Origin of the sequence: Nocardiopsis valliformis DSM 45023 (genome assembly GCF_000340985.1) — a bacterium.
GTDB classification, from domain to species: domain Bacteria; phylum Actinomycetota; class Actinomycetes; order Streptosporangiales; family Streptosporangiaceae; genus Nocardiopsis; species Nocardiopsis exhalans.
This window is the reverse complement of record NZ_ANAZ01000019.1, coordinates 162,783-188,873: the sequence shown is the minus strand read 5'-3', so window position 1 is coordinate 188,873 and position 26,091 is coordinate 162,783. Positions and strand designations below refer to the sequence as shown.

Below are 26,091 nucleotides of genomic sequence, written 5' to 3'. Positions count from 1 at the left end.
GCGTCAGCGCTCTGGCTACCAAGCGCCCGCTCTACCCCAACCTGTAGAGCCCGCTCTGCCGCCTTGTGTGGAGCCCGCACTCTACCCACGGATCCGGCGCGGCTATCGACGCGCTTCGACCACACCTCACCTCCAGGAGGACCCCAATGCGGACCCAACCACGCGTCGTACTCATCGGAGCGGGCATCGTGGGCTGCGCGCTGGCCGACGAGCTGACCGCGCGCGGGTGGACCGACGTCACCGTGCTCGAACAGGGGCCGCTGTTCGCCACCGGTGGATCCAGCTCCCACGCACCCGGGCTGGTGTACCAGACCGTCGGATGTAAGACCATGACGACGCTGGCCAAGTACACCGTCGAGAAGTACACCGCGCTGACCCTCGACGACGAGTGGTGCTTCCAGCAGCTCGGCGGCCTGGAGGTGGCCACCACCCCGGACCGCTGGGCCGACCTGAAGCGCAGGCACGGCTGGGCCACGTCATGGGGGGTCGAGAGCTACCTGCGCGACCCCGGGGAGTGCGCGGAACTGCACCCGCTGCTCGACCCCGACAAGGTCCTCGGCGGCTTCCACATCCCCAGCGACGGGCTGGCCAAGCCGTTGCGCGCGGGCGAGGCCCAGGCGCGGCGGGCGATCGACCGCGGAGCGCGCTTCATCTCGCACCACAAGGTGACCGGAATCGAACGGCACGGGGGCCAGGTCCGGGCCGTCGTTACCGAGCACGACACCTTCCCGGCCGACATCGTCGTCTCCTGCGTGGGCATGTGGGGCCCTCGGATCGGCCGCATGGTCGACCTGGACATCCCACTGGTCCCGATGGCCCACCAGTACGCGAAGACCACGCCCCTGTCGATCCTCAAGGGCGTCAACGACGAGCTGTACGAGATGTCCAAGCCGCTGCTACGGCACCAGGAGGCCGGCCTCTACTTCCGCGAGCACGTCGACCGCCTCGGCATCGGCGCCTACGAGCACCGACCCATGCCGGTCTCCGCCGACGACATCCTCGACCCGGGCGTCGCTCCGACGATGCCGTCGGAGACACCCTTCACCCCGGACGACTTCGTCAAGTCGTGGCAGGACTCCGTCGACCTCCTGCCGTGCCTGGCCGACGCCGAGGTCGAGGAGGGCATCAACGGACTGTTCTCCTTCACCCCGGACGGCAACCCCCTGCTCGGCGAGCACCCCGACCTCAAGGGCTTCTGGGTCGCCGAGGCGGTGTGGATCACGCACTCCGCCGGTGTGGCCAAGGCGATGGCGGAGTGGCTGGTCGACGGCCAGCCCGAGGTCGACCTGCACAACTGCGACCTCAGCCGGTTCGAGGAGGTCGAGAAGGGGCCGGAGTACGTCCACCTGCGCAGCTGCCAGGCCTTCGACGAGGTCTACGACGTATTGCACCCGCTGCAGCCCGCCGAGCGGCCGCGGCCGCTGCGGACCAGCCCGTTCCACGAGCGTCAGGTCGAGCTCGGCGCGGTGTTCCTCGAGGCGTCCGGGTGGGAGCGGCCGCACTGGTACGAGGCCAACGCGAGCCTGCCCGAGGTCGCGGAGATCCCCGAGCGCAATGCCTGGGCGTCGCGGTACTGGTCGCCCATCGCGGGGGCCGAGGCGCTGGTGGCGCGCAAGCGGGTGGCGATGTTCGACATGACGCCCCTCAAGCGCATCGAGGTCAGCGGCCCGGAGGCGCTCAACTTCCTCCAGTCGATGACGACCAACCAGCTCGACCGCAAGGTCGGCGCGGTCGTCTACACCCTGATGCTCAACGAGGACGGCGGGGTCCGCAGCGACCTCACCGTGGCCCGGCTCGCCGAGGACCGCTTCCAGGTCGGTGCCAACAGCCCGATCGACCTCGACTGGCTGACCCGCCACCTGCCCCGCAGCGGCTCCGTCCAGCTCCGGGACATCACCTCGGGGACCTGCTGCATCGGCCTGTGGGGGCCCGCCGCGCGCGACCTCCTGCAGCCGCTGACCAACGAGGACTTCTCGCACAGGGCACTCGGCTACTTCAAGTCCAAGCAGGCCTTCATCGGCGACGTCCCGGTGACCGCGATGCGCCTGTCCTACGTGGGTGAGCTGGGGTGGGAGATCTACACCACCGCAGACATGGGCCGCCGCCTGTGGGACACCCTCTGGGAGGCAGGCCAGGAGCACGGCGTGATCGCCGCGGGCCGCAGCGCCTTCAGCAGCATGCGGCTGGAGAAGGGCTACCGGGCCTGGGGTTCGGACATGACCACCGAGCACGACCCCTACGAGGCCGGAGTCGGCTTCGCGGTGCGCATGAACAAGGGCTACTTCATCGGCAAGAACGCTCTGCGGGACCGCTCCGAGGACACCGTCACCCGCAGGCTCACCGCCCTGACCATCGACGACACCCACCAGGTTGTCATGGGCTCGGAGCCGGTCTACGCCGACGGCGCCCCCGCCGGCTACGTCACCAGCGCCGCCCGCGGCTACTCCATCGGCAAGAACATCGCCTACGCGTGGCTGCCCGCGGACGTCTCCCGGCCCGGCAACCGCGTCGAGATCGAGTACTTCGGGGAGCGCGTCCCGGCCGTGGTGGCCGCCGAACCGCTCTTCGACCCCGACATGTCCCGCATCCGTTCGTGAGCCACGCGCAACCGACCACTGCGCGGCACGACCACAGCCAAGAAGCGGAGAGAGCATTGACCGAGAACCTGATGACTACTCCGGCCGCCGACGGCGACAGCGGCGCCGAGCTGCCCGAGAGCCTCATCCCGACCCTGGCCGGGTACACCTACACGGACCCGTCGGTCTTCGCCCTGGAGCAGGAGCGCATCTTCGAGCAGATGTGGTTCTGCGCCGTGCGCGGCGCCGACCTGCCCAAGCCCGGCGACTTCCGTACCGTCCAGGTCGGACGCGAGAGCGTGCTCGTGACACGCTCCAGGGACGGCGTGCTACGCGCCTTCCTCAACATCTGCCGCCACCGGGGCGCCCGGCTCTGCACGGAGGAGACGGGCAGCGTCAAGCGCAACTTCCAGTGCCCCTACCACGCCTGGACCTACGGGCTCGACGGGAAGCTGGTCGCCGCCCCCAACCTGACCTCGATGCCCGACATCGACCGCACCGAGTACGGACTCAAGCCGGTGCACCTGCGGGAATGGCTCGGATACGCGTGGCTGTGCCTGGCGCAGGAGCCGCCCTCGTTCGCCGACACGGTGCAGGCCGACGTCGTCCAGCGACTGGGGTCGCTGGAGGCCATCGACAACTACGAGGTCGAGGACCTGGAGCTCGGGCGCCGCATCACCTACGACGTGAAGGCCAACTGGAAGCTCATCATCGAGAACTTCATGGAGTGCTATCACTGCGCGACCATCCACCCTGAGCTCACCGAGGTCCTGCCGGAGTTCGCCGACGGCTACGCCGCTCAGTTCTTCGTCGGGCACGGCGCGGAGTTCGGTGAGGACGTCTCCGGGTTCACCGTGGACGGCTCCGAGGGCTTCGACCGTCTCGGTGGGGTGGAGTCGGACCAGGACCGCAAGTACTACGCGATCACCGTCCGGCCGCAGGTCTTCATCAACCTGGTGCCCGACCACGTGATCCTGCACCGCATGTTCCCCCTGTCCGAGGACCGCACGATCGTGGAGTGCGACTGGCTGTACAGCAAGGATGTCGTGGCGTCGGGCCGCGATGTGTCCCGCTCAGTCGAGCTGTTCCACAGGGTCAACCAGCAGGACTTCGACGCGTGCGAGCGCTGCCAGCCCGCGATGTCGTCGAGGGCCTACGCCGACGGAGGTGTCCTCGTCCCGTCCGAGCACCACATCGGCGAATTCCACGAGTGGGTGCAGACCACACTCGCCCAAACCAAGGATGGTGAAAGGTAGACATGATCACTGCCCCCAGGGTCTTCTGGCCCTCAGTGATTCTGGTCGCGGTCTTCGTCGCTTTCACGGCGATGTTCACCGACACCGTGGCCGCGGCGATCACCACTATTCAGGACAGGGTGATCGGCACGTTCGGGTGGTTCTACATCCTGATCGTGTGCGGGTTCGTGGTGTTCGCGGTCCGGATGGCACTCGGCCGGTTCGGCGACATCAAGCTCGGGGCCGATGACGAGGAGCCCGACTTCAAGCTCAGCACCTGGTTCGCGATGCTGTTCTCCGCGGGGATGGGCATCGGCCTAGTGTTCTGGGGAGTCGCGGAGCCGCTGAACCACTTCGCCAGCCCCAAGCCGGGCGTCGAGGGCTCGCCGCAGGAACTCGCCCAGCAGTCGCTGTTGCAGACGTTCCTGCACTGGGGACTGCATCCCTGGGCCATCTACGTGGTCGTCGGCCTGGCCGTCGCCTACGCGATCCATCGCAAGAACCGTCCGGTGTCGATCCGCTGGGCGCTGGAGCCGGTACTGGGCAAGCGGGTGAACGGCTGGCTCGGCGACCTGATCGACATCATCGCGGTCGTCGGGACCCTGTTCGGTGTGGCCACCTCGCTCGGCCTGGGCGTCCTCCAGATCGCGGCCGGCCTCGACGTGCTCGGCCTCGTCAGCAATCCGGGGAACTGGACGAGCGTCATCCTGATCGGCGCGATCACCCTGCTGGCCATCTTCTCGGTGACCACCGGTCTGAAGCGGGGTATCAAGTGGCTCTCGCAGGCCAACATGGGGCTCGCGTCCGCGCTGCTGATCGTCGTTCTGGTCATGGGTCCGACACTGTTCATCCTCCAGGAGTTCGTGGTCTCGATCGGGCTGTACTTCCAGAACCTGCTCCGGTTGAGCTTCGACACCGGCGCGATGCAGGGGCCGGAGGGTGCCCAGTGGCAGGGCTGGTGGACGACCTTCTACTGGGGCTGGTGGATGTCCTGGGCGCCGTTCGTCGGTGTGTTCATCGCGCGTATCTCGCGCGGTCGGACGGTGCGGGAGTTCGTCGCCGGTGTCCTGCTGGTGCCGACCGCGGTCACCTTCCTCTGGCTCACCGTGTTCGGCGGTAGCGCCCTGTACCGCGAGGTGTTCGGCTCCGGGGGCGGGGTCGCGGCGGACGGGTCCGTCAACACCGAGGGTGCCCTGTTCGGGCTGCTCGGCGAGCTGCCGGGAGGAACCGTCCTGGTCACGGGCGCGGTCATCCTCATCGTGCTGTTCTTCGTGACGTCGTCGGACTCCGGTTCGCTGGTGGTCACCATGCTCTCCTCCGGGGGCGACACCGAACCTCCGATCTGGACCCGGGTGTTCTGGGCGACCGCCGAAGGAGTGGTGGCCGTCGCGCTGCTTCTCGCGGGCGGCCTGGCCGCGTTGCAGGTCGGCGCCATCCTCATCGCCCTGCCGTTCAGCCTCGTGATGCTGGCGATGTGTGTGGCGACGTGGAAGGCGCTCGGTGAGGAACGCCGTCGCCAGATCCAGCTCCAGCGCAAGCTGGAGCGCGAAGAGCTCACCGCGCACGTCTCACAGAACCTGATCGAGGAGGGTTGGACCGACCCGCATGGCGCGGAGTCCTCGCCGAACGACACGGAGTCCTCGCCGGCGTCGGCCTCCGACACCGTCGAAGGCAAGGTGTGACACATGGCCAAGCGCGCTCCCGAGCCTGACGTCCACGAGGACGCGCTGCGCGCCGGTGGTGCACGTCTCCCGTGGCAGGCTCCGCCCCGCGGCTGAGCACCTGCTGTCCGAGGTGGCGATCGTCAGTCGGCCCGCCCCGGTTCAGATCAGGGCCCGGATCGCCTTTTCGAAGCCGGTGACGTGCCGCAGGGCGAGGGCGGCGGCCTTGTCGGCGTCGCCCTCGATGATGGCGGTGAGGAGCGGGACATGTTCGTCGACGTGACCGGTCACTCCGGACAGCCGGGGGATGAACACGCACCAGATCCTCGTGGCGAGGGCGTCGTAGTTGATGAGCGTGTCCTCGAGGAAGGGGTTGTACGCGCACCGATAGATCGCTCGGTGGACGCTGACATCGGCGCGCAGCAGCTCGGCGTTGTCGCCGGTGTGAGCGTCCTCCAGCCGCGACCGCAGCTCGGTGAGCGCGGCGCGGTCGTCGGGGGTGGCGCGCGCGGCCGCCGCAGAGGCGGCGAGTGGTTCCAAGGTGCGCCGCACCTCGGAGATGTGTGTGAGGTCGGCGATGTGCACATCGGTGGCGAAGGTGCCGCGGCGCGGGTAGGCGACGACCATACGGTCGCGCTCCAGGCGCTTGAGCGCCTCGCGGATCGGGGTGCGCCCCACACCGAGTTCGCTGCTGAGCCGGTCCTCGTTGATCGGGTCGCCCGGCTTGATCTCCAGCATCACCAGACGATCCCGTATTACCCCGTAGGCCTGCTCCGCGAGCGACCCGCCCTCACCGTTGACCTGAGTTCCCATCTGACTTACAGTACTACGAAAGCTGATATATCAGTCGTTGACTAGATGTCGGCTAGCCCCGAACCCCGCTGGAGGCAACGCGATGACCAGCCCCGTGTCCCCGGCTCAACCGTCCGGCGCACACCTGCCCGACCACCCCGACTTCCTCTGGGCCGACCCCGAGCCGAAGAACTCCTACGACGTCGTGATCGTCGGAGGCGGCGGACACGGCCTCGCCACCGCGTACTACCTCGCCAAGGTGCACGGCATCACGAACGTCGCGGTACTCGAGAAGGGGTGGCTGGCGGGCGGCAACATGGCCCGCAACACCACGATCATCCGCTCCAACTACCTGTGGGACGAGAGCTCGGGCATCTACGAGCACTCACTCAAGCTGTGGGAGGGCTTGGAGGAGGACCTCGGCTACCCGATCCTGTTCGACCAGCGCGGGGTGCTGAACCTCGCGCACAGCCTCCAGGACGTGCGCGACAGCGTGCGCCGGGTCAACGCCAATCGGCTCAACGGCATCGACGCCGAGTGGCTCGACCCCGAGGGCGTCAAGGAGGTCTGCCCGATCGTCAACATCGGGCAGGACGTGCGCTACCCCGTCCTGGGCGCGACGTACCAGCCGCGCGCGGGCATCGCCAAGCACGACTACGTGGCCTGGGGCTACGCGCGGGCCGCGCACGAGATGGGCGTCGACCTCATCCAGAACTGCGAGGTCACCGGTATCGGAACGACCGGCGGCCGGGTCACCTCCGTGGAGACCACCCGCGGCCGCATCGCCGCAGGCCGCGTGGCACTGTGCGCGGCGGGCCACAGCTCCGTCCTCGCGGGCATGGCCGGCATCGACCTCCCGATCTCCTCGCACCCCTTGCAGGCACTGGTCTCCGAGCTGCTCGAACCCGTGCACCCGACCGTCGTGATGTCCAACGCGGTGCACGTCTACGTGTCCCAGGCGCACAAGGGCGAACTGGTCATGGGAGCGGGCATCGACAGCTACAACGGCTACGGGCAGCGGGGATCGTTCCACATCATCGAGGAGCAGATGTCCGCGGCGCTGGAACTGTTCCCGATCTTCGCCAGAGCGCACCTGCTGCGCACCTGGGCGGGCATCGTCGACGTCAGCCCGGACGCCTCCCCCATCGTCGGCCTCACCCCCGTCTCAGGCCTCTACCTCAACTGCGGATGGGGCACCGGCGGGTTCAAGGCCACCCCTGGCGTCGGCGACTGCTTCGCGCACACCATCGCCCACGACAAGCCGCACAAGTTCAACGAGCCGTTCACCCTCGAACGCTTCACCACCGGCGCCCTCGTCGACGAGCACGGTGCCGCAGCGGTCGCGCACTGAAGCAAGCAAGGAGCCAGGCATGCAACTCATCCCCTGCCCGTGGTGCGGGCCGCGCGAGGAAGTGGAGTTCCACTACGGCGGCCAGGCGCACGTGGACTACCCGCAGAACCCGTCCGCTCTGACCGACGAGGAGTGGGCCCGGTTCGTCTTCTTCCGTGACAACCCGAGCGGGCCGTTCGCCGAGCGGTGGAGCCACAGTGCGGGCTGCCGCCGCTGGTTCAACGCCGTCCGCGACACCAGGACCTACGAACTGCAGTTCGTCTACCGCGTCGGTGAACCGACGCCCATCCAGGGGAAGGGGGCGACCTCGTGAGCCCGGACTCTCGTCTGCCCGTCGGCGGCCTCGTCGACAGGGACACCACACTGCGCTTCACCTTCAACGGCCGGTCGATGACCGGGCACCGCGGCGACACCCTGGCCTCCGCCCTACTGGCCAACGGGGTGCACTCGATCGGCACCAGCATCAAGTACGGCAGGCCCCGCGGCATCGTGGCAGCGGGTTCGGAGGACCCGACGTCGCTGGTACAGATCGAGCAGCCGTTCCCGGAGCCGATGCTGACCGCGACCACCGTCGAGCTCTACGACGGACTCGTGGCGCACGGCCTGCCCGGGCAGGGCAAGCTGGCCACCGAGCCCGACCCGGCGCGCTACGACACCAAGCACGCGCACTGCGACGTGCTCGTCGTCGGAGCCGGGCCCGCCGGCCTGGCGGCCGCGCTCACCGCTGCCCGCGGCGGTGCCCGGGTCGTGGTGGTCGACGAGCAGAACCGGGCCGGGGGCTCGCTTCTCGGTACCAAGGAGTACCTCGACGAGCGGCCGGCCCTGGAGTGGGTCGCCGACACCGTGGCCGAGCTGCGCCGCACCCCCGGTGTGCAGGTCCTGGAGCGCACCACCGCGTTCGGCGTCTACCAGGACGGCTTCGTCCTCGCGCTCCAGCGCCGGACCGAGCACCTGGGCTTCGACGCTCCCGCCGGCACCGCACGCCAGCGCGTGTGGCGGATCAGGGCGGCGCGGATCGTACTCGCCACCGGCTCCCACGAGCGGCCCGTCGTCTTCGCCGACAACGACCGTCCCGGGATCATGCTCGCCGGATCCGCACGCACCTACCTGCACCGCTACGGGGTCCTGCCCGGCTCCCGCGCGGTTGTCTTCACCACCAACGACAGCGCCTACTACGCCGCGCTCGAACTGGCCAGGGCGGGAGTGGACGTCGCGATGGTCGTCGACTCCCGACCCGTCGCCCCCAACGTCCTGGCCGCGCGGTGCATGGCACGCGACATCGAGGTCAGGGCCGGCCACGCCGTCACCAGCTCCGAGGGCGCGGCACGCGTCACCGCCGCCCGCATCGCCCCGATGCCCGGCACCGACGGTATCGAGGAGACCGTCGTCTGCGACACCCTGCTGGTCTCCGGCGGCTGGAACCCCGTCGTGCACCTGTTCAGTCAGGCGCGCGGCACCCTGCGCTACGACCCCAGCCTGGGCGCGTTCGTTCCGGGCGAGGGCCCGGAGACCGTGGGGGTGGCCGGTTCGGCGACCGGCGAGCACGACCTCGCCTCCTGCCTGCGACAGGGCCGGGAGGTCGGCGGCGAGGCGGTGGCCGCGTCGGGCCGGGAGCCCGGCGAGGTCGAGCTGCCGGTGCCGTACACGCGCGAACAGGTGCGCCCCGGAATGGTCCTGTGGAGCGCCCCGGGCGAACTCGAGGATGGCGCCGCCGACACCCGGTTCGTCGACCTGCAGCGCGACGCCACCGTCTCGGACGTGCTGCGCGCCACCGGGGCGGGACTGACCTCGCTGGAGCACATCAAGCGGTACACGACCATCGGCACCGCGCACGACCAGGGCAAGACCTCCGGGATGATCACCGCCGGGCTGGTCGCCGAGGCGCTGGGGACCGAGCTCACCGAGCAGAAGCCCACCACGTTCCGGCCCCCGTACACGTCGGTGTCGTTCGCGGCGCTCGCCGGACGCGACCGGGGTGAGCTGCTCGACCCGGCGCGGGTGAGCGCGATCCACCCCTGGCACGTCAATCGGGGCGCGCCGTTCGAGGACGTCGGCCAGTGGAAGCGCCCCTGGTACTTCCCGCTGCCGGGCGAGGACATGGACGCCGCGGTCCTGCGGGAGTGCCGCGCCGCGCGCGGGGGCGTCGCCCTGATGGACGCCTCGACCCTGGGCAAGATCGACGTCCAGGGCAGCGACGCCGGATGGTTCCTCGACATGCTCTACACGAACAAGATGAGCGGTCTGAAGGTCGGCAGGATCCGCTACGGCGTGATGTGCGGCGTCGACGGCATGGTCATCGACGACGGCACCGTCATCCGGCTGGCCGAGGACCGGTTCCTGGTGACCACGACGACCGGCAACGCCGCGATGGTCCTGGACTGGATGGAGGAGTGGCTCCAGACCGAGTGGCCGCACCTGGACGTGTACGCCGCGTCGGTCACCGAGCACTGGGCCACGATCCCTCTGGTGGGGCCCCTGTCACGGACCGTGCTCGCCGAACTGGCCCCCGATCTGGACGTGAGCAACGAGGCCTTCGAGTTCATGACGTGGCGGGACACCGTCCTCGACGTGGGCGAGGGCGTGCCCGCGCGGTTGTGCCGCATCAGCTTCTCGGGGGAGCTGGCCTACGAGATCAACGTGACCTCCTGGCACGGACTCGCCGTCTGGGAGGCGCTCATGGCCGCGGGCGAGCGACACGGCATCACGCCGTACGGCACCGAGACCATGCACGTCCTGCGCGCCGAGAAGGGCTACCCGATCGTCGGCCAGGAGACCGACGCCACCGTCACGCCCCAGGACCTGGGCATGTCGTGGGCCGTGTCGAAGAAGAAGGCCGACTTCATCGGCAAGCGGTCCTTCGACCGGGCCGAGAACAACCGGCCGGACCGCAAGCAGCTCGTGGGGCTGCTCCCGGCCGACCCGGACGTCCGCCTGCCCGAAGGCGGGCAGATCGTCGAAACCGATCGGCTGCCCGAGCCCCCGGTCCGCATGCTCGGCCACGTCACCTCCAGCTACAACAGCGCGGCGCTGGGCCGGACGTTCGCGCTCGCGGTCCTGCGCTCAGGCCGCGCACGCGTCGGCGAGACGCTCTACGTCCCCGTCGGGGACGGCCTCCAGCCGGTCACCGTGACCGAGTCCGTGCTCTACGACAAGGAAGGTGCTCGTCGTGACGGCTGACATCAGCATGCGAACCAGCCCGCTGGCCGCGTGGGCGGACCGTCTCACTGCGCTCGGCCCCGCCCTCACCGCGGTCGAGCGCCCGTTCCTGGCCCAGCTCACCGTGCGGTCCTCGGACGCCGGAGCCCTGGACAGGATGGGCGCGGCCCTGGGCGCGACCTTCCCCGCCGACCCCTGCACGTTCACCCGGGACAGCGGCCCCTTCGGCGACGTCGAGGTGCTGTGGCTGGGACCGGACGAGTTCCTCGTGGTGGCCGCGCCCGACCACCAGGTCCCGATGGAAGCGGCGCTACGCGAGGCCGTCGGGGACGCGCGGGCAGCGGTCGTGGACACCTCGGGCCAGCGCACGACGCTGGCCCTGTCGGGACCGCACAGCCGGGACGTCCTCGCCCACGGCTGCGCCATCGACCTGCACCCGTCGGCGGCTCCGACCGGGACGTGCGTGCAGACGTTGCTCGCCAAGGCGGGGGTTGTCCTCCAGGTCTGCGACGCCGAGTCCGGGGCGTTCACCCTGCTGGTCAGGTCCTCCTTCGCGGCCTACCTCGCCGCGTGGCTGAGCGACGCCTGCGTCGAGTACCGGACGGCGGTGTCATGAGCCTGAGCGTGTTCGATCTGTTCAAGGTCGGCATCGGGCCGTCGAGCTCGCACACCGTCGGCCCGATGCGCGCGGCGAAGTCCTTCGCCGACGCGCTGCACGAGGAGGGGACGCTGCCCGGGGTGGCGTCGGTGCGCGCCGAGCTGTTCGGGTCGCTCGGCGCGACCGGCCACGGGCACGGCAGCGTCAAGGCTGTGGTGCTGGGGCTCGCGGGCCTGGCCCCCGACACCGTCGACCCGGTGGCGGCCCAGCCCCTGGTGGACAACGTGGCAGCGACAGGGAAGCTGGAGCTGGCCGACCGCCACGTGGTCGGTTTCTCCCCCGACGACGACATCGTGCTACACCGCAACAAGCGGCTCGACTTCCACAGCAACGGCATGGTCTTCCGTGCCCTCGACCGGTCCGGGAAGCTCGTCGCGGCCCGGACCTACTACTCGGTGGGCGGCGGGTTCGTCGTGGACGGGGACACCGCCGGGGCGAAGGTCCTCGTGGAGGACCCCACCCCAGTGGAGCACCCCTTCTCCACCGGCGACGAACTGCTAGCCCTCGCTGAGAGCACCGGGCTGTCCATCAGTTCGCTGATGCTGGCCAACGAGGCCTCCCGCCGCCCGGAGCAGGAGACCAGGGACGGGCTGCTGAAGATCTGGGCCGTGATGCGCGAGTGCGTCGAACGCGGCTCCACCACCTGGGGCGTACTGCCCGGAGGCCTGAAGGTGCGCCGTCGCGCCGCGGCGCTGCGCGAGGACCTGGAGGCGGCGGACGCGTCCGGGGACCAGCTGGGCGCGATGGAGTGGATCACGATGTTCGCCCTGGCGGTGAACGAGGAGAACGCGGCGGGCGGGCGGATCGTGACCGCGCCGACCAACGGTGCGGCCGGGATCGTCCCGGCGGTCCTGCACTACTACGAGCGGTTCGTGCCCGGTGCGGACGAGGACGGGATCGTGCGGTTCATGCTCGCCGCGGGCGCGGTCGGGATGCTGTTCAAGCAGAACGCCTCGATCTCCGGCGCGGAGGTCGGCTGCCAGGGCGAGGTCGGCTCCGCCTGTTCGATGGCGGCCGCGGGGCTGGCCGAGGTGCTGGGCGGCACCCCGGCACAGGTGGAGAACGCGGCTGAGATCGGGATCGAGCACAACCTCGGCCTCACCTGCGACCCCGTCGGCGGTCTGGTGCAGATCCCGTGCATCGAGCGCAACGCGATCGCCTCCGTCAAGGCCGTCACGGCGGCCCGCATGTCGGTGCGCGGCGACGGCGCGCACCACGTGACCTTGGACAAGGCGATCAAGACCATGCGCGAGACCGGCGCCGACATGAAGGACAAGTACAAGGAGACGGCGCGGGGCGGGCTCGCGCTCAACGTCGTGGAGTGCTGACCGGCGCTCTGCGCCTGTGAGCGCCCACCCCTTCCCACCGAGGAGGCCATCGTGGCACGCAACTTCATTCTCACCCTCCGGTGCCCGCAGCGGTCGGGCATCGTCCACGCGGTCACCGAGTTCCTGGTCGACCGGGGCTGCGACATCAGCGAGCACCAGCAGTTCGACGACAACGTCCGCGGCCAGCTGTTCCTGCGCACCTCGTTCTCGAGCACGGACCCGGATCGGGGCGTGGACGAGCTGAAGGGCGACTTCGCCGCCGTGGCGCGAGAGTTCGCCATGGAGTTCGAACTGTGGGGCGAGGAGCGCACACGCATCCTGGTGATGGTGTCCAAGACCGCCCACTGCCTGAACGACCTGCTGTTCCGCTGGCGCGCCGGCAACCTCGACGGGGAGCTCGTCGGTGTGGTGTCCAACCACGAGGACCTGAGGCCCATGGCCGAGGCGGCCGGCCTTGACTTCGTGCACGTGCCGGTGACCGCCGAGACCAAGGCCGCCGCCGAGGACCGCCTGCTGGAGCTCGTCGACGAGTACCGGGCCGACCTCGTGGTGCTGGCCCGGTACATGCAGGTGCTCTCCGACGAGCTGTGCGCCAAGCTCGAGGGGCGCGTGATCAACATCCACCACTCGTTCCTCCCGGGTTTCAAGGGCGCCAAGCCCTACCACCAGGCCTACGACCGCGGCGTGAAGTACGTCGGGGCGACCGCGCACTACGTGACGGCCGACCTCGACGAGGGTCCGATCATCGAGCAGGAGGTGCTGCGGGTGGACCACTCCTTCGACCCCCGCGCGCTGGCCACGGTGGGGCGCGACGCCGAGGCGCTCGCGCTGTCCCGGGCGGTGCGCTGGCACTGCCAGCACCGTGTCCTGCTCTACGGCCGTAGCACCGTGGTCTTCCGCTGACCCGGAGGACCGCACGGGCCGTGGCCGCGCGGGCCGCGTGTGCCCGGCCCTCCCCTTTCCCAGACGACGTCGCCCACTCACCCCCAAGGACGGACATCGTGATCAGTGGTCAGTCGATCGACGGCTTCCTGACCGAACTCGCGGCACGGCTGCCGGCGCCCGGCGGCGGTGCCACCGCCGCCGTGCACGCCGCCCAGGCCGCCGCGCTGGTCGGCATGGTGGCGCGCTACAGCGACGGCGTTCGCTTCGCCGAGCACTCAGAGGAGATCGCGGCGACCGTCGCGGCCTCCGACCGTCTGCGAGTGGAGGCACTGCGCGCCGCGGAGGCCGACGCGGCGGCATTCTCCGCGGTCGTGGACGCCTATGCGCTCCCCCGCTCCACCGACGACGAGAAGGCCGAACGCGCCGCCACCATCGCGGCGGCCCTGAAGGAGGCCTGTGAACCGCCCGTCGCGGTGATCGAGACCGCCGCCGAAGTCGTTTCGCTGGCCGAACGCATCCTGCCGATCGGCAACCGCAACGTGGTCACCGACGTGGCGGCGGCGTCGGAAGCCGCCCGCGCCGCCGCCACCACGGCCCGGGTGAACGTCGAGGTCAACCTGGGCGGAATCAAGGACGAGGGAGCCAGGGCCGAGCTCTCCGCCTCGGCCCTGGCCGTCGACGCCATCGTCGAACGGGCGGAGAAGGTCACCGCAGCAGTGAGGGAGGTACTCGCCGCATGAGCACCACGACGACAACCGAGCACCAGGTCACCACCGCGTTGTCGGGCAAGCCGCTGGCCGCGCAGATCCGCGCGGGCGCGCGGGAGCGGGCCGCCGCGCTGGGCGCGGCGGGCATCCAGCCGAGGCTGGTCGTCGTCACAGCCACGGACGACGGGTCGACCATGTGGTACGTGCGCTCGATCGCCAAGGCGGCCGCGACCGTCGGGATCGAGTGCGACATCGCCGACCTGGGCCCGACCGCCTCCCCGGCACGTGTCCGGGGCACACTGCGCGCACTGAGCGAGGACCCGCTGGTCCACGGCATCATCCTGCAGACCCCGCTGCCCGACGGCATGTCCTCGGCCGCACTCGCGGCGGAGATCGACCCCGCCAAGGACGTGGACGGCGCGAACCCGGAGAGCCTGGGCCGCTGCGCGGCGGGTCTGCCCGGCTTCGCACCCGCCACGGCCGAGGCCGTGGTGCGGCTGCTCGACCACTACGGAGTCGACCCCTCGGGCAGGACCGTCGCGATGGTCGGCCGGTCCCTCGTGGTCGGCACCCCGGTGGCGCTGTTGCTGCTGGAGCGGCATGCGACGGTCACGGTCTGCCACTCGCGGACCGAGGACCTCGAAGGTCACACCCGCGCCGCCGACATCGTGATCGTCGCGGCTGGGGTGCCGGGCCTGATCGGCGCGGAACACGTCGGTGGGGGCGCGGTGGCCGTCGACGTGGGCACCAACGCCACGGACGACGGCCTGACGGGCGACGTGGACGCGGTCGCCGTGGACGGCGTCGCGGGTGCCCTCACTCCGGTGCCGGGCGGCGTCGGGCCAGTCACCACCGCGCTCCTGCTCGCCCACACCGTAGAGGCCGCGCACAGTACGGCGACCGGATAGCCGCGGTTGGACGGCGGGTACCGGCGCGGACCATCGAACGGAGGACCACCTGTGACAGTGACGGAAGAGCCCGGGCCCGGCCCGGTGGACCTGGATTCGGCCGAGGCCGCCGCGCGTGACTTCCTCTGGCACCTGGGCGTCTCGCTGAACCCCGAGGCGGCGGAGCACACGCCCGGGCGGATGGCCCGCGCCTACGCCGAACTCCTGGCTCCCCGGCCCTTCTCCGTGACCACCTTCCCCAACGACCACGCGTACCAGGACTTCGTCATCGCCCGGGACATCCCCGTGCACTCGGTCTGCGAGCACCACTTCCTCCCCTTCAGCGGGGTGGCCCACGTGGGCTACCTGCCCGGTGCGCGCATCGTCGGGCTCTCCAAGCTCGCGCGGGTGGTGGAGCACTACGCCCGCCGCCCGCAGGTCCAGGAGAGGCTGACCCAGCAGATCGCCTCGTACCTGAGCAGGAACCTGGACGCCGACGCCGTCGGTGTGGTGATCGAGGCCGAGCACCTGTGCATGACCATGCGCGGCGTCCAGGCGTCGGGTTCCAGCACGTCCACCTCAGCAATGCTCGGGAGGTTGAGCAAGGACGCGGAGCTGCGCCGGGAGTTCCTCTCCCTGGTCGGCCGCGCCCGCTCCGGAGGATGAGGGGCGGGCGCCCCGATCACCTTGGGAACCGACGCGCTTCCTCCCGCCAAGACTCGTTGCGGATGATGAGCACGGCCCCGAAAAGACCCGAACCGTCCCGGGAGGGGTGACCTCCTCTCCCGGGACGGTTGTTTGTGCCCTACTACCGACTCAGTCGCTGCGATGGACTGCCTGCTCGGGGGCGGGCTGGCGGCCCCAGTCCATCCGGCACCAGGGCAGGGAAAGCTCCTTGGGGCTGCCGATCTCCCGGGGGGAGAGGTCGGCGACGTCGCGGGCCTCCTCGTGGCGGGCGAAGACCGAGTCCACGTACCGGTGTCCGGTGTCGGCTGCCACGAACACCACCCGGCGGTCGGGGTCGGCCGCCGCCTCCCAGCGGGCCACCAGGTAGGCGGCGCCGGTGGAGAGCCCGGCGAAGACCGCGTGGCGGCGCAGCAGGTCCACGCTCCCGGCCAGGGCGGCGTCGAAACCGGTCCAGTGCAGGGTGTCGTAGAGGGTGTGGTCCACATTGCCGAACGGGATCGAGCTGCCGATGCCCGCGATGATGATCTGCGGGTCGGTGACGTGGTCACTGCCGAAGGTGACGCTACCGAACGGCTGGACGCCCACCAGCGGGGTGTCCGGGGCGCTCTCCCGCAGGTAGCGGGCGAGCGCCCCGGTGGAGGCCCCCGAACCCACCCCGCCCACCAGGGTCAGCGGACCCTCCCCCGCCTCCTTGCGGATCTGGTCGGCCACCGCCCGGTAGCCGAGGCCGTGGATGACGTCGTGGTACTGGCGCATCCAGTGGTAGTCCGGGTGCTCCCGCAGCACCTGCTTGACCCGGCGGACCCGGCGGTTCTGGTCCAGCCGCAGGTCGTCCGAGGGCGGCATCTGCTCCAGGGTGGCGCCCAAGACCGCGAGCTGCTGGCGGAGCGGGTGATCGATGGTGGTGGAGCCGATGATGTGGCAGTGCAGCCCGTACCGGTGTGCGGCCAGGGCCAACCCGTAGGCGTAGATACCGCTGGAGCTGTCCATGAGGGTGTCACCGGGACGGACCGCCCCGGTGTCGAGCAGGTGGCGTACGGCCGCCAGGGCGGAGGCCACCTTCATGGACTCGAAGCGCAGGCACAGCAGGCCCGCGCCGAGGTCGATCAGGTCAGGTCTGGCGATGGCTTCGGAAACGTGGTCGTCCAAGATCGCTCCCCGGTGCTCTGGGTCGGAGGGGCCGGTGCTGACGAGACCGCCGCGAGGACGGCCGGTGCGGGGACTGCCGATTCGAAGGAGAGGGGTTTGACGGTGGAGGAGGAAGGAGTGCGGGCGGCCGAGGTGGAGAAGACCCGGTGCGGGGCGAGTCCGGCGGCGCCGAGCCGGTCGGCGGCGGCGTCGATCCGGGCACGGAGTTCGGGGTCGGTGGCGTCGAAGAGGATTCCGGCGACGTTGCCGCTGTGCGCCACCTGGATGCCGACCGCACCACAGCCGCGGGCGACCTCCCGGAGCGTGCCCAGTTCCGCCTTGGGCAGCGCGCGCTGGTTGAGTATGGCGCTCTCGGTGCACACGTGCCCGACCCCGGCCACGTCGCGTTCGGTGATCGCAGTACGCAGCGCGGCACGCAACCTCTCGTAGACGGCGATGTCCCCACGTCGTGCGGTACCCACCAGGGAGAGGGTGTCCACCGGTTGGCCACTTCCGGTCAGGCAGCCCACGACCGCCATCTCCGGAAGCTCGGGGCCCAGTTCCTCCAGAATCCGGCCCTCACGCTGGGCGAAGAGCAGCGGCCGGTCACCGAACATGACCGGATCGCTGGCCCCCTCGGCGGCGACCGCCACCCGTGCGACGGCGTCCGGCGTGAGCTCCACCCCGAGCCCCGCCGCGACCGCGCGCACCGCCGCCGTCACGTCACTCGTGGACGACCCCATGCCCAGGCCGGGCGCGGCCCCGCCCCGGACGCTGAGGTAGCCGCCCACCGGCCGCACCCCGCCCACGCGCGCGCACTCGGTGACGGCGAGCTCCGCGGCCCGGGCGGCCTTGGCCCGGTTCGGCGGGTCGACGACGACGCGTCGGGGCGCCCGGGGCGAGAACGGGGTGAACACCGCCCGGGTGCGAGGGTCGGCCATCGGCAGGGTGACCAGACCACGGGTGGGGCGTCCCCTCTCGTCCAGGAACACGCCCTGGAGGATCTCGCCGTGGTGGCAGGTCGCCTGTCCAGTTCCAAGGGTCACTCGTCGGTTCCTTCTCGATATCGGTAGAGGTGGGTCGGTTCCGCGCTGAACTGCGAGAACGGGAAGGGTTCGGCGGACACGGCGGTGACGCCCGAGCCGAGGAAGGCCCGGGCGACCGCGCTGCCGCTCTGGGCGTACACGACCAGCGGCACGGACCGGTCCCGGCAGCGCTCCAGGATGCGGTCGAAGGTGCCGTTGCCCAGGGTCATCCCGGTGGCGACGACGGCGTCGGCCTTGGCCAGCACCTCGTCCATGTCCGGGCTGACGGGGTCGCCCCACTGGGTGCGGCGCAGGTTCAGATCGCAGGGCAGGCACTGGCCGCCCCGTTCCCGGATGGCGGCCACGAGGGGGTTGACCACACCGATCAGGGCGATGCGGCGCCCGTCGGGTTCGGGGAGCAGACCGGCGATGGCGCGGTCGCGGGCGACGGCGCGCTCCTCGGGGGTTCCGTAGGGGAGGGTGACCCGCTCGGCGCGGGGGTCCTCGGAGTGCGGCTGGGCGTGGCCCAGATAGGCGTCCAGAGCGGCGAGCCGTACCGGGGCCGGGCCGCTGAGAAGGTCGGCCAGGGGTCTGCCGGAAAGTTCGGCGCAGATGTCGGGGTCCAGCTGGCCCGCTTCGAAGGCGCAGGCGCCGAAGGCTCGGCCGATCCGGACCAGGACGTACTGGTTGAGGTAGGTGACGTCGCCCCCGGCCAGGCGGGTGCCGTGGTGGACCCAGAACACGCTGGTGGCGACGGGTAGGTCGGGGGTGGCGAGGACGGACTGGCGGAGTTCTTCGAGGTCGTGGGGCGCTTGGGGGTACTGGTGGGCTCTGGGGTCCTGGGGGCTCGGGGTGTGGCGGGGGGATGTCACTTGCCGGTCTCCCTGGTGAGGCGGAACAGGTAGGTCAGGACGCCGTCGCCCCAGTCGTGCCGGTGGTGGACGTGTGCGGTGAAGCCGCACTGGGCGGCGTGGCCGATGATCTGGCGCAGGTCGGCGGTGTTGGAGGCGACGAAGTAGACCTCGCCGCCGGGGGCCAGGAGGTCGCGCTCGGCGAGCTGGGTGAAGAAGGCGTCGGTGACGGGGCGGCCCGCGCAGACGTTGCGGACGATGTCGGGGTCCTCGCTGACCTGCTGGCTCACCGCAGGCGGGTTGAAGGTGACCACGTCGAGCTGTGGCCGGTCTGGGATGTCGGTGAAGAGGTCGGAGACCAGCGGGACGAGCTCTGAGCCGCCTCCGGTACCGACGATCCGGTGGTAGTTGTGCTCGGTCGCCTTCACGCTGGCGGGGTGGACGTCCACGGCCAGGATCCGCCCGGCGCCGCGCAGTCCGGCGACCACCGCCTCGACCCCGAGTCCGGCGCCCATGGCGGCGTAGACGCGTCCGCGGACGTCAATGTCGTCGTCAAGAATGCGCTGGTGGATCATGCGGCTGGTCGCGCCGGGAAGGAACACCTCAGGGGGAACCTCGAACTCCCACCCGTTCCAGGAGTAGTCGCGGCGGGTGTGCAGGTCGACCTTGGGCTGGTTGAGGCCGATGATCTGCTCGGGCGGCAGCGGAGGGGGAAGCTGAGCGATCTGGGAGGGGTCCACGTGCGTCCTTTCGGTGGTTCGAGGGGCTTCGCGAGGGATCCGAGAGGGGTGACCCCGAAGACCATAGCGAAAGCGATAATCATTGTCACTAAGAGTTCACTCACCCCAGGGAGTCGTTGCCCCCTCCGCCCGAGCGCCAACCCCGGCAGAGGGGTTCATCAAGCACGCAACGGGCAAAGCGCCAGACTCGGGCCGCCCACGAGCCGGTTGGTCAAGCATGGCGCAAGTGATTATCGTTTTCATTAGAGTAGGATCGAACACGCCCCGAACCGAGATGAGTACTCTTCGTGTCCTCGACGATGACGCCGAACACGTCCGGCCCGCTCCGGAGCCGTCGCAGTCCACTGCTCCAGCCGACCTTCGCCCGCCTGTGGTGCGCGACCACCGCCTCCGGTCTGGCCACCTGGGCCATGCCGTTCATCCTGGGCCTGGCGGTCCTGCACGGTTCGCTGACCGCTGTGGGGCTCGGGCTGGTCCTGGCCACCCGCACCGCCGGCTTCCTGGTCGCGGTCCCCCTCGGCGGTCTGCTCGCCGACCGCTACTCGCGCCGCTCGGTGGTCCTGTGGTCCGGCCTGGCCGCAGCGATCGCCACCCCCGTCCTCGCCGCGGGCCTGGGCACCTCCGTCGCGCTGATGGCCGTGGCCGCCGCCGTCGTGGGCGTGGGCCAGGGGGCCTGCCGCCCAGCCTTCCAGGCGCTGACCGCCGAGGTGGTCGCCCCCGACGACCGCCAGCAGGCCAACGCGGCCCTGACCTTCTCCGTCCGCGGGGTCACCTTCCTGGCCCCGGGACTAACCGCTCTGCTGGCCACGCTCACCGGCCCCCAGACGCTCCTGCTGATCACGGCGGGCCTGTGGCTAGCCGCCGCTCTGCTCCCCCGCGCCGGCACCGCCACGCCCGCGCCCACCGACCGCCCGGCCCGCGCGCCCTTCCACGTGGAGTTCGTCGAGGGCCTCACTGAGGCCCGTCGCCACACTTGGTTCCTCGCCGGTCTGGGAGCCCTGACCGTGGTCATCGCCCTGGGCTACTCCTCGACCAGCGTGCTGCTGCCGCTGGCCAGCGGTGACCACTACGGCACCGAGGCGGTCCTGGCCGGAGCTCTGACCGCCTACACCGGCGGAGCACTCATCGGGGCGCTCCTGGTCTCCCGCTGGAAGCCGCAGGCCCAGGGCTGGTGGGCCCTGTTCGGCCTGGGCCTGTACGCCCTGGCCCCGCTGAGCCTGGTGTTCCCGGTCGGCGCCGTGTGGGTGTTCGCCGCCTACGCGATCGTGGGCCTGGGCGTGGAACTGTTCAACGTCCCGTGGTTCACCGCTGCCCAGCGCGAGGTCGCCCCGGACAAGCTGGCCCGGGTCTCGTCCCTCGACTTCCTGCTCGCCTACGGTTTCGCCCCGGTGGGCCTGGCCCTGATCGCCCCGGCCGCCCAGGCCTTCGGCCCGCAGAACGTCCTCCTGGCCTGCGCCGCCCTGTGCGTCCTCGCCCCGGCCCTGGCCGCCCTGGCCCCGGGGGCCCGCGACTTCCGCACCCGCCGCGCCTAGACCTTCTCCTCTGGAAACAAAAAGCCTTTCGTGCGGTTCCGTGATGCCCATCGCCCCGGCCGTTCGCGGTCGACGGCCCAGAGGAGGCCGAGGCGATGCAATTGGGGTTGGGCGCCCATAAGCCCGGGGGTGATCGGTGGCGGGTGCTGGTGGACCCGGCCGGGCATCCCTTCTGCCTGACCGGGAACTGACCTTCAGGGGCGAATGAGCGCCTTGAGGGTTTTACGCTCGTCCATCAGCCGGTACGCCTCGGGGACGCCGTCCAGGTCGGTGTGATGGTCGAAGACCAGCCCCGGGTTGACCTTTCCTTCCAGGATGTCGGGGAGGAGCTTCTCGATGTAGGAGCGCACCGGGGCGGGTCCGCCGGTCAGGGTGATGTTCGCGCCGAACACCGAGGCGAAGCCGATCGGCCCCTGGTCGTACTGGGGCACGCCCACGCGGCTGACGGTGCCTCCGGGGCGGACCACGCCGAGGGCGGTCTCGTAGGCGTCGAGGTGCCCGACGGCTTCGATCACCGCGTGGGTGCCCTCGCCAGAGGTCAGTTCCCGGACCCGCTCCACTGCTTCGGGGCCGCGTTCGGCCACGACCTCGCTGGCCCCGTACTCGCGTCCCAGGTCGGTGCGGTCCTTGTGCCACCCCATCAGGATGATCTGCTCGGCGCCCATCCGGCGGGCCGAGAGCACGGACAGCAGTCCCACGGCCCCGTCGCCGATGACGGTGACCGTGGTGCGGGCGTTCACCCCCGCGATCAGGGCCGCGTGGTAGCCGGTGCCGTAGACGTCGGCCAGGGTGAGCAGGGAGGGCAGGAAGACGGACTCCTCCCCCACCGGGAGCCGGACCAGAGTGCCCTGGGCCTGGGGGACGCGGATCAGTTCGGCCTGGGCGGCGCTGAGGAAACCGCCGTTCGGGCAGGAGGTCTGCACGCCCTCACGGCAGAGGTCGCAGGTGTTGTCGGCGTAGGCGAACGGGGACACCACCAGCTCGCCCGGCTTGACCCAGGTGACCTCACGGCCGACCTCCTCGACCACGCCGACGAACTCGTGTCCGGTCTGGACGCCGGTCTCGGCGGCGGGCATCGCCCGGTAGGCGTGCAGATCGCTGCCGCACACGCAGCTGCTGACCACCCGCACGATCGCGTCGGTGGGCTCCACCAGCACGGGGTCGGGCACGTTCTCCACGCGGACGTCACCGGCGCCGTACATCAGGGCCGCTCGCATTGGAACCCTCCTCCGGGTCGGGCCACGGACCCATCCCGTGACCAAAGGTAATGATATGACTACGGGTGGCAAGATAGCGTGTCCCGACCTGCCCCGGGGCGGGTTTCTCCGGGACCGGGCGGCCCCGCATGGAGTCGCTGGAATCTGTCGGTACCGCCTGGCACGATGAGTCAGGTGACCAGCAGATCCGCCGCAGAGCGGCACCTGAGCGATCTCGTCCGGCTGCGCCGGGTACGCGACCGGATCGACCGGGAGTACGCCCAGCCCCTGAACGTCGAAGCGCTGGCCCGGGACGCCCACATGTCCGCGGGTCACCTCAGCCGCGAATTCCGGCGCGCCTACGGCGAGTCGCCTTACTCGTATCTGATGACCCGCCGCATCGAACGCGCGATGGCCCTGCTGCGCCGCGGCGACCGCAGCGTCACCGAGGTGTGCTTCGAGGTCGGCTGCTCCTCGCTGGGCACGTTCAGCACCCGGTTCACCGAGCTGGTCGGGGTGCCGCCCAGCACCTACCGCAGGCAGGCCGTGGGCGAGGTGGAGGGCATGCCCTCGTGCGTGGTCAAACAGGTGACCAGACCGATCAGGAATCAAGAAGCACGGTCGACCGGGCGGTCGTAATGTGACCGGCATGGACATCACGATCAACGCCAGCTTCCTTCCGCACACCGACCCCGAGGTCTCCCTGGCCTTCTACCGGGACGTCCTGGGCTTCGAGGTCCGCGGCGACGTCGGCTACAACGGCATGCGCTGGATCACGGTGGGACCCGTAGGCCAGCCCGACACCTCGGTGGTCCTGGAGCCGCCGGTGGCCGACCCCGGTGTCACCGACGAGGAACGCCAGACCATCACCGAGATGATGGCCAAGGGCACCTACGCCTTCCTGAACCTGGCTGCCCCGGACGTGGACGCCACCTTCGAACGGTTGGTGGCCAGCGGTGCCGAGGTCGTACAGGAACCCATCGACCAACCCTACGGCGTGCGCGACTGCGCCTTCCGCGACCCGGCGGGCAACCTGCTGCGTATCAAGGGTCTGAACTGAGCGTCCGGGCCGAGTCCGCAGTGACCGCGAAGACCGCGCTGAGCGCCGAGACGAAGAAGAGCACGATGAGCAAGGACACCGGTCCGCACGAGCGGCACCCGGCCGACTCCCACGAACTGATCCGGGTGCACGGTGCACGCGAGAACAACCTCAAGGACGTCAGTATCGAGATCCCCAAACGCCGGTTGACGGTGTTCACCGGGGTCTCCGGTTCGGGCAAGAGCTCCTTGGTGTTCAGCACGATCGCCGCGGAGTCGCAGCGGATGATCAACGAGACCTACAGCACCTTCGCGCAGGGCTTCATGCCGTCCCTGCCCCGCCCTGAGGTGGACGTCCTTGACGGGCTGACCACCGCGATCATCGTGGACCAGGAGCGGCTGGGCGCCGACCCGAGGTCGACCGTGGGCACCGCCACCGACGCCAACGCGATGCTGCGCATCCTGTTCAGCCGCCTGGGCCGTCCCTATCTGGGTTCACCGCACTCCTTCTCGTTCAACGTCGCCTCGGTCAAGGCCAGTGGCGCGATCACGGTGGAGCGCGGCGACCGCAAGACCGTGAAGGCCACCTTCACCCGCACCGGCGGCATGTGCACGAACTGCGAGGGCCGCGGCAAGGTCACCGACTTCGACCTGCGCGAGCTCTTCGACGACTCCAAGTCACTCGCCGAGGGCGCGTTCACCATTCCCGGCTGGAAGTCGGACGACTACTGGACGGTGCGCACCTACAAGGCGTCGGGGTTCTTCGACCCGGACAAACCGATCCGCGAGTACACCGACCAGGAGATGCGGGACTTCCTCCACCACGAGCCGGTCAAGGTCAAGGTGGACAAGTCCAACCTGACCTTCGAGGGGCTGATCCCCAAGCTGCGCAAGTCCTTCCTGTCCAAGGACAAGGAGGCGATGCAGCCGCACATCCGGGAGTTCGTGGAGCGCGCGGTCACCTTCACCGACTGCCCGGTGTGCGAGGGGACCCGGCTCAGCGAGGCCGCCCGCTCCTCGAGGATCAAGGGTGCGAGCATCGCCGACGCCTGCGCCATGCAGATCACCGACCTGGCCGCGTGGGTGCGCGATCTGGACGAACCCTCGGCCGCTCCGTTGCTCACGGCGCTGCGCCAGACCCTGGACTCGTTCGTGGAGATCGGCCTGGGCTACCTCTCGCTCGACCGGGCCGCCGGCACGCTGTCCGGCGGTGAGGCGCAGCGCACCAAGATGATCCGTCACCTGGGCTCCTCGCTCACCGACACCACGTACGTGTTCGACGAACCCACCGCGGGGCTGCACCCGCACGACGTCGAGCGGATGAACAACCTGCTGCTGCGGCTCCGGGACAAGGGCAACACGGTGCTGGTCGTGGAGCACGAACCCGACACCATCGCGATCGCCGACCACGTCGTGGACCTGGGCCCCGGTTCGGGTTCGGCGGGCGGCACGGTCTGCTTCGAGGGCACGGTCGAGGGGCTGCGCGGCAGCGGCACCACCACCGGCCGCCACCTGGACGACCGGGCGGTACTCAAGGACGAGGTGCGCACCCCCGACGGCAGGCTGGAGGTGCGCGGGGCGAACACGCACAACCTGCGCGACGTCGACGTCGACATCCCGCTCGGGGTGCTTACCGTCGTGACCGGCGTGGCCGGTTCCGGCAAGAGCTCGCTCGTGCAGGAGTCGCTGGCCAAGGGGCGCACAGTCCAGGGAAAGGCGGCCGCGGGGAAGGCGGCTGCAGGTACGGAGGTGGTCTCCGTGGACCAGAGCCCCATCCGCGGTTCGCGGCGCAGCAACCCGGCCACCTACACCGGGCTGCTCGACCCGGTCCGCAAGGCGTTCGCGAAGGCCAACGGGGTCAAGCCCGCGCTGTTCAGCGCCAACTCCGAGGGCGCCTGCCCGGTCTGCAAGGGCATCGGCGTGACCTACACCGACCTCGGGTTCATGGCCAGTATCGCCAACACCTGTGAGGAGTGCGAGGGGCGCCGGTTCGACAACTCGGTCCTGGAGTACCGGCTGGGCGGGCGCGACATCAGTGAGGTGCTCGCGATGTCGGTGGCCGAGGCCGACGCGTTCTTCGGCGAAGGCGAGGCGCGGACCCCGGCGGCGCAGAAGATTCTGACCCGGCTGGTCGACGTGGGGCTGGGCTACCTCAGCCTGGGCCAGCCGCTGACCACGCTCTCCGGCGGTGAGCGCCAGCGGCTCAAGCTGGCCACCCACATGGCGGACCGGGGCGGGGTCTACGTGCTGGACGAACCGACCACCGGGCTGCACCTGGCCGATGTCGAGCACCTGCTCGGGCTGCTGGACCAGCTGGTGGAGTGCGGGAAGTCGGTGATCGTGATCGAGCACCACCAGTCGGTCATGGCGCACGCCGACTGGATTATCGACCTCGGGCCGGGCGCCGGGCAGGAGGGCGGCCGGGTCGTCTTCGAGGGCACCCCGGCCGACCTGGTCGCCGACCGCCCCACTCTCACAGGTCACCACCTGGCGGAGTATGTCGGCGCGGACCGGAACCAACCGGAGCCTTAGCGAACGGTTAGATCTTTGGTCGGTAGAAGTTCGGCCGTCGGGGTTCAACGTCTCACGTGCGCTCCGGCGGGGTCCGGCCAGCACGAAGGGGCCCGTACACCCGGTGTCGTCGGGTGTACGGGCCCC

Annotated in this window: 22 protein-coding genes and 1 pseudogene; 17 read left to right on the top strand and 6 right to left on the bottom strand. The window is 70.3% G+C overall.

Features of this window, described 5'->3' with window-relative positions:
• Window positions 1-146: 146 nt before the first annotated feature.
• The 3 genes from D457_RS0119720 to D457_RS0119710 all read left to right on the top strand — a co-directional run bounded on the left by D457_RS0119720 (window position 147) and on the right by D457_RS0119710 (window position 5,493).
• Complete coding sequence (locus D457_RS0119720) at window positions 147-2,597, top strand: GcvT family protein (RefSeq protein ID WP_017582398.1); 2,451 nt, start codon at window positions 147-149, stop codon at window positions 2,595-2,597.
• Window positions 2,598-2,668: 71 nt separating this feature from the next.
• Complete coding sequence (locus D457_RS0119715) at window positions 2,669-3,832, top strand: aromatic ring-hydroxylating oxygenase subunit alpha (protein ID WP_193374521.1); 1,164 nt, start codon at window positions 2,669-2,671, stop codon at window positions 3,830-3,832.
• Between the two features lie 2 nt (window positions 3,833-3,834).
• On the top strand, window positions 3,835-5,493 hold the full coding sequence (locus D457_RS0119710) for a BCCT family transporter (RefSeq protein WP_017582396.1): 1,659 nt from the start codon (window positions 3,835-3,837) through the stop codon (window positions 5,491-5,493).
• A 141-nt stretch (window positions 5,494-5,634) separates the two neighbouring features.
• Here the strand turns inward: D457_RS0119710 and D457_RS0119705 are convergent, their stop codons facing one another.
• Window positions 5,635-6,285, bottom strand: coding sequence for a GntR family transcriptional regulator (locus tag D457_RS0119705; protein WP_026116822.1), 651 nt, complete (start codon window positions 6,283-6,285; stop codon window positions 5,635-5,637).
• 82 nt (window positions 6,286-6,367) lie between these two features.
• Between D457_RS0119705 and D457_RS0119700 the strand changes: the two genes are divergently transcribed.
• From D457_RS0119700 to folE, 9 genes are all read left to right on the top strand, one after another.
• Window positions 6,368-7,615 (top strand): sarcosine oxidase subunit beta family protein, encoded by a 1,248-nt coding sequence (locus D457_RS0119700; protein WP_017582394.1) that lies wholly within the window; start codon window positions 6,368-6,370, stop codon window positions 7,613-7,615.
• 19 nt (window positions 7,616-7,634) lie between these two features.
• On the top strand, window positions 7,635-7,928 hold the full coding sequence (locus D457_RS0119695) for a sarcosine oxidase subunit delta (RefSeq protein ID WP_026116820.1): 294 nt from the start codon (window positions 7,635-7,637) through the stop codon (window positions 7,926-7,928).
• Complete coding sequence (locus tag D457_RS0119690; protein ID WP_017582392.1) at window positions 7,925-10,792, top strand: 2Fe-2S iron-sulfur cluster-binding protein; 2,868 nt, start codon at window positions 7,925-7,927, stop codon at window positions 10,790-10,792. Before D457_RS0119695 ends, D457_RS0119690 begins: the two co-directional genes overlap by 4 nt.
• Entirely contained in the window at window positions 10,782-11,387 is a 606-nt protein-coding gene (locus D457_RS0119685; RefSeq protein ID WP_017582391.1) for a sarcosine oxidase subunit gamma, read from the top strand. The genes D457_RS0119690 and D457_RS0119685 overlap by 11 nt, the downstream gene beginning before the upstream one ends.
• The gene (locus tag D457_RS0119680) at window positions 11,384-12,757 is read left to right on the top strand and encodes an L-serine ammonia-lyase (RefSeq protein WP_017582390.1); all 1,374 of its coding nucleotides are present in this window, start codon (window positions 11,384-11,386) and stop codon (window positions 12,755-12,757) included. Before D457_RS0119685 ends, D457_RS0119680 begins: the two co-directional genes overlap by 4 nt.
• Window positions 12,758-12,808: 51 nt before the next feature.
• Window positions 12,809-13,660 carry a formyltetrahydrofolate deformylase gene (gene purU / locus D457_RS0119675; protein WP_017582389.1) on the top strand — a complete coding sequence of 284 codons (852 nt, stop codon included), beginning with the start codon at window positions 12,809-12,811 and terminating at the stop codon, window positions 13,658-13,660.
• Window positions 13,661-13,758: 98 nt separating this feature from the next.
• A complete protein-coding gene (locus D457_RS0119670) occupies window positions 13,759-14,382 on the top strand; it encodes a cyclodeaminase/cyclohydrolase family protein (RefSeq protein WP_017582388.1) in 624 nt (207 codons plus the stop codon).
• Window positions 14,379-15,257, top strand: coding sequence for a bifunctional 5,10-methylenetetrahydrofolate dehydrogenase/5,10-methenyltetrahydrofolate cyclohydrolase (locus tag D457_RS0119665; RefSeq protein ID WP_017582387.1), 879 nt, complete (start codon window positions 14,379-14,381; stop codon window positions 15,255-15,257). Before D457_RS0119670 ends, D457_RS0119665 begins: the two co-directional genes overlap by 4 nt.
• 51 nt (window positions 15,258-15,308) lie before the next feature.
• Window positions 15,309-15,902, top strand: coding sequence for a GTP cyclohydrolase I FolE (gene folE / locus D457_RS0119660; protein WP_039831525.1), 594 nt, complete (start codon window positions 15,309-15,311; stop codon window positions 15,900-15,902).
• 150 nt (window positions 15,903-16,052) lie between these two features.
• On the opposite strand, the gene D457_RS0119655 is transcribed toward folE, so the two are convergent.
• From D457_RS0119655 to D457_RS0119640, 4 genes are read right to left on the bottom strand one after another with little or no spacing between them, the layout of a single operon-like run.
• Window positions 16,053-17,072 carry a pyridoxal-phosphate dependent enzyme gene (locus tag D457_RS0119655; protein WP_026116818.1) on the bottom strand — a complete coding sequence of 340 codons (1,020 nt, stop codon included), beginning with the start codon at window positions 17,070-17,072 and terminating at the stop codon, window positions 16,053-16,055.
• Entirely contained in the window at window positions 17,030-18,097 is a 1,068-nt protein-coding gene (locus D457_RS0119650) for a GHMP family kinase ATP-binding protein (protein WP_017582384.1), read from the bottom strand. Before D457_RS0119650 ends, D457_RS0119655 begins: the two co-directional genes overlap by 43 nt.
• On the bottom strand, window positions 18,094-18,948 hold the full coding sequence (locus D457_RS0119645) for a Rossmann-like domain-containing protein (RefSeq protein ID WP_017582383.1): 855 nt from the start codon (window positions 18,946-18,948) through the stop codon (window positions 18,094-18,096). Before D457_RS0119645 ends, D457_RS0119650 begins: the two co-directional genes overlap by 4 nt.
• Window positions 18,945-19,667 (bottom strand): class I SAM-dependent methyltransferase, encoded by a 723-nt coding sequence (locus tag D457_RS0119640; protein ID WP_017582382.1) that lies wholly within the window; start codon window positions 19,665-19,667, stop codon window positions 18,945-18,947. The genes D457_RS0119645 and D457_RS0119640 overlap by 4 nt, the downstream gene beginning before the upstream one ends.
• Before the next feature lie 299 nt (window positions 19,668-19,966).
• Between D457_RS0119640 and D457_RS0119635 the strand changes: the two genes are divergently transcribed.
• Together D457_RS0119635 and D457_RS35390 are read left to right on the top strand one after the other, a co-directional pair.
• The gene (locus tag D457_RS0119635; RefSeq protein WP_017582381.1) at window positions 19,967-21,199 is read left to right on the top strand and encodes an MFS transporter; all 1,233 of its coding nucleotides are present in this window, start codon (window positions 19,967-19,969) and stop codon (window positions 21,197-21,199) included.
• Window positions 21,200-21,273: 74 nt separating this feature from the next.
• Window positions 21,274-21,390, top strand: a pseudogene (locus tag D457_RS35390) (VOC family protein); the annotation flags it as partial.
• Between the two features lie 3 nt (window positions 21,391-21,393).
• On the opposite strand, the gene D457_RS0119630 reads toward D457_RS35390, so the two are convergent.
• Window positions 21,394-22,416 carry a zinc-binding dehydrogenase gene (locus tag D457_RS0119630; protein ID WP_017582380.1) on the bottom strand — a complete coding sequence of 341 codons (1,023 nt, stop codon included), beginning with the start codon at window positions 22,414-22,416 and terminating at the stop codon, window positions 21,394-21,396.
• Window positions 22,417-22,581: 165 nt separating this feature from the next.
• Here D457_RS0119630 and D457_RS0119625 point away from each other — a divergent pair, with 165 nt between their 5' ends.
• The 3 genes from D457_RS0119625 (at window position 22,582) to D457_RS0119615 (ending at window position 25,965) form a co-directional block, all read left to right on the top strand.
• Window positions 22,582-23,034 carry a helix-turn-helix transcriptional regulator gene (locus D457_RS0119625; protein ID WP_017582379.1) on the top strand — a complete coding sequence of 151 codons (453 nt, stop codon included), beginning with the start codon at window positions 22,582-22,584 and terminating at the stop codon, window positions 23,032-23,034.
• A 10-nt stretch (window positions 23,035-23,044) separates the two neighbouring features.
• The gene (locus D457_RS0119620; protein ID WP_039831558.1) at window positions 23,045-23,455 is read left to right on the top strand and encodes a VOC family protein; all 411 of its coding nucleotides are present in this window, start codon (window positions 23,045-23,047) and stop codon (window positions 23,453-23,455) included.
• Between the two features lie 65 nt (window positions 23,456-23,520).
• Window positions 23,521-25,965 (top strand): ATP-binding cassette domain-containing protein, encoded by a 2,445-nt coding sequence (locus D457_RS0119615; RefSeq protein WP_026116816.1) that lies wholly within the window; start codon window positions 23,521-23,523, stop codon window positions 25,963-25,965.
• The last annotated feature ends 126 nt before the right edge of the window (window positions 25,966-26,091 follow it).

Excerpts from the sequence above, each read along its gene's own strand:
- D457_RS0119625 (WP_017582379.1), top strand. The coding sequence starts at position 22,582 with ATGAGTCAGGTGACCAGCAGATCCGCCGCAGAGCGGCACCTGAGCGAT.
- D457_RS0119620 (WP_039831558.1), top strand. The coding sequence starts at position 23,045 with ATGGACATCACGATCAACGCCAGCTTCCTTCCGCACACCGACCCCGAG.
- D457_RS0119615 (WP_026116816.1), top strand. The coding sequence starts at position 23,521 with ATGAGCAAGGACACCGGTCCGCACGAGCGGCACCCGGCCGACTCCCAC.
- D457_RS0119635 (WP_017582381.1), top strand. The coding sequence starts at position 19,967 with ATGACGCCGAACACGTCCGGCCCGCTCCGGAGCCGTCGCAGTCCACTG.
- D457_RS0119695 (WP_026116820.1), top strand. The coding sequence starts at position 7,635 with ATGCAACTCATCCCCTGCCCGTGGTGCGGGCCGCGCGAGGAAGTGGAG.
- D457_RS0119710 (WP_017582396.1), top strand. The coding sequence starts at position 3,835 with ATGATCACTGCCCCCAGGGTCTTCTGGCCCTCAGTGATTCTGGTCGCG.
- D457_RS0119700 (WP_017582394.1), top strand. The coding sequence starts at position 6,368 with ATGACCAGCCCCGTGTCCCCGGCTCAACCGTCCGGCGCACACCTGCCC.
- D457_RS0119665 (WP_017582387.1), top strand. The coding sequence starts at position 14,379 with ATGAGCACCACGACGACAACCGAGCACCAGGTCACCACCGCGTTGTCG.
- D457_RS0119715 (WP_193374521.1), top strand. The coding sequence starts at position 2,669 with ATGACTACTCCGGCCGCCGACGGCGACAGCGGCGCCGAGCTGCCCGAG.
- D457_RS0119720 (WP_017582398.1), top strand. The coding sequence starts at position 147 with ATGCGGACCCAACCACGCGTCGTACTCATCGGAGCGGGCATCGTGGGC.
- D457_RS0119630 (WP_017582380.1), bottom strand. The coding sequence starts at position 22,416 with ATGCGAGCGGCCCTGATGTACGGCGCCGGTGACGTCCGCGTGGAGAAC.
- D457_RS0119705 (WP_026116822.1), bottom strand. The coding sequence starts at position 6,285 with ATGGGAACTCAGGTCAACGGTGAGGGCGGGTCGCTCGCGGAGCAGGCC.
- D457_RS0119680 (WP_017582390.1), top strand. The coding sequence starts at position 11,384 with ATGAGCCTGAGCGTGTTCGATCTGTTCAAGGTCGGCATCGGGCCGTCG.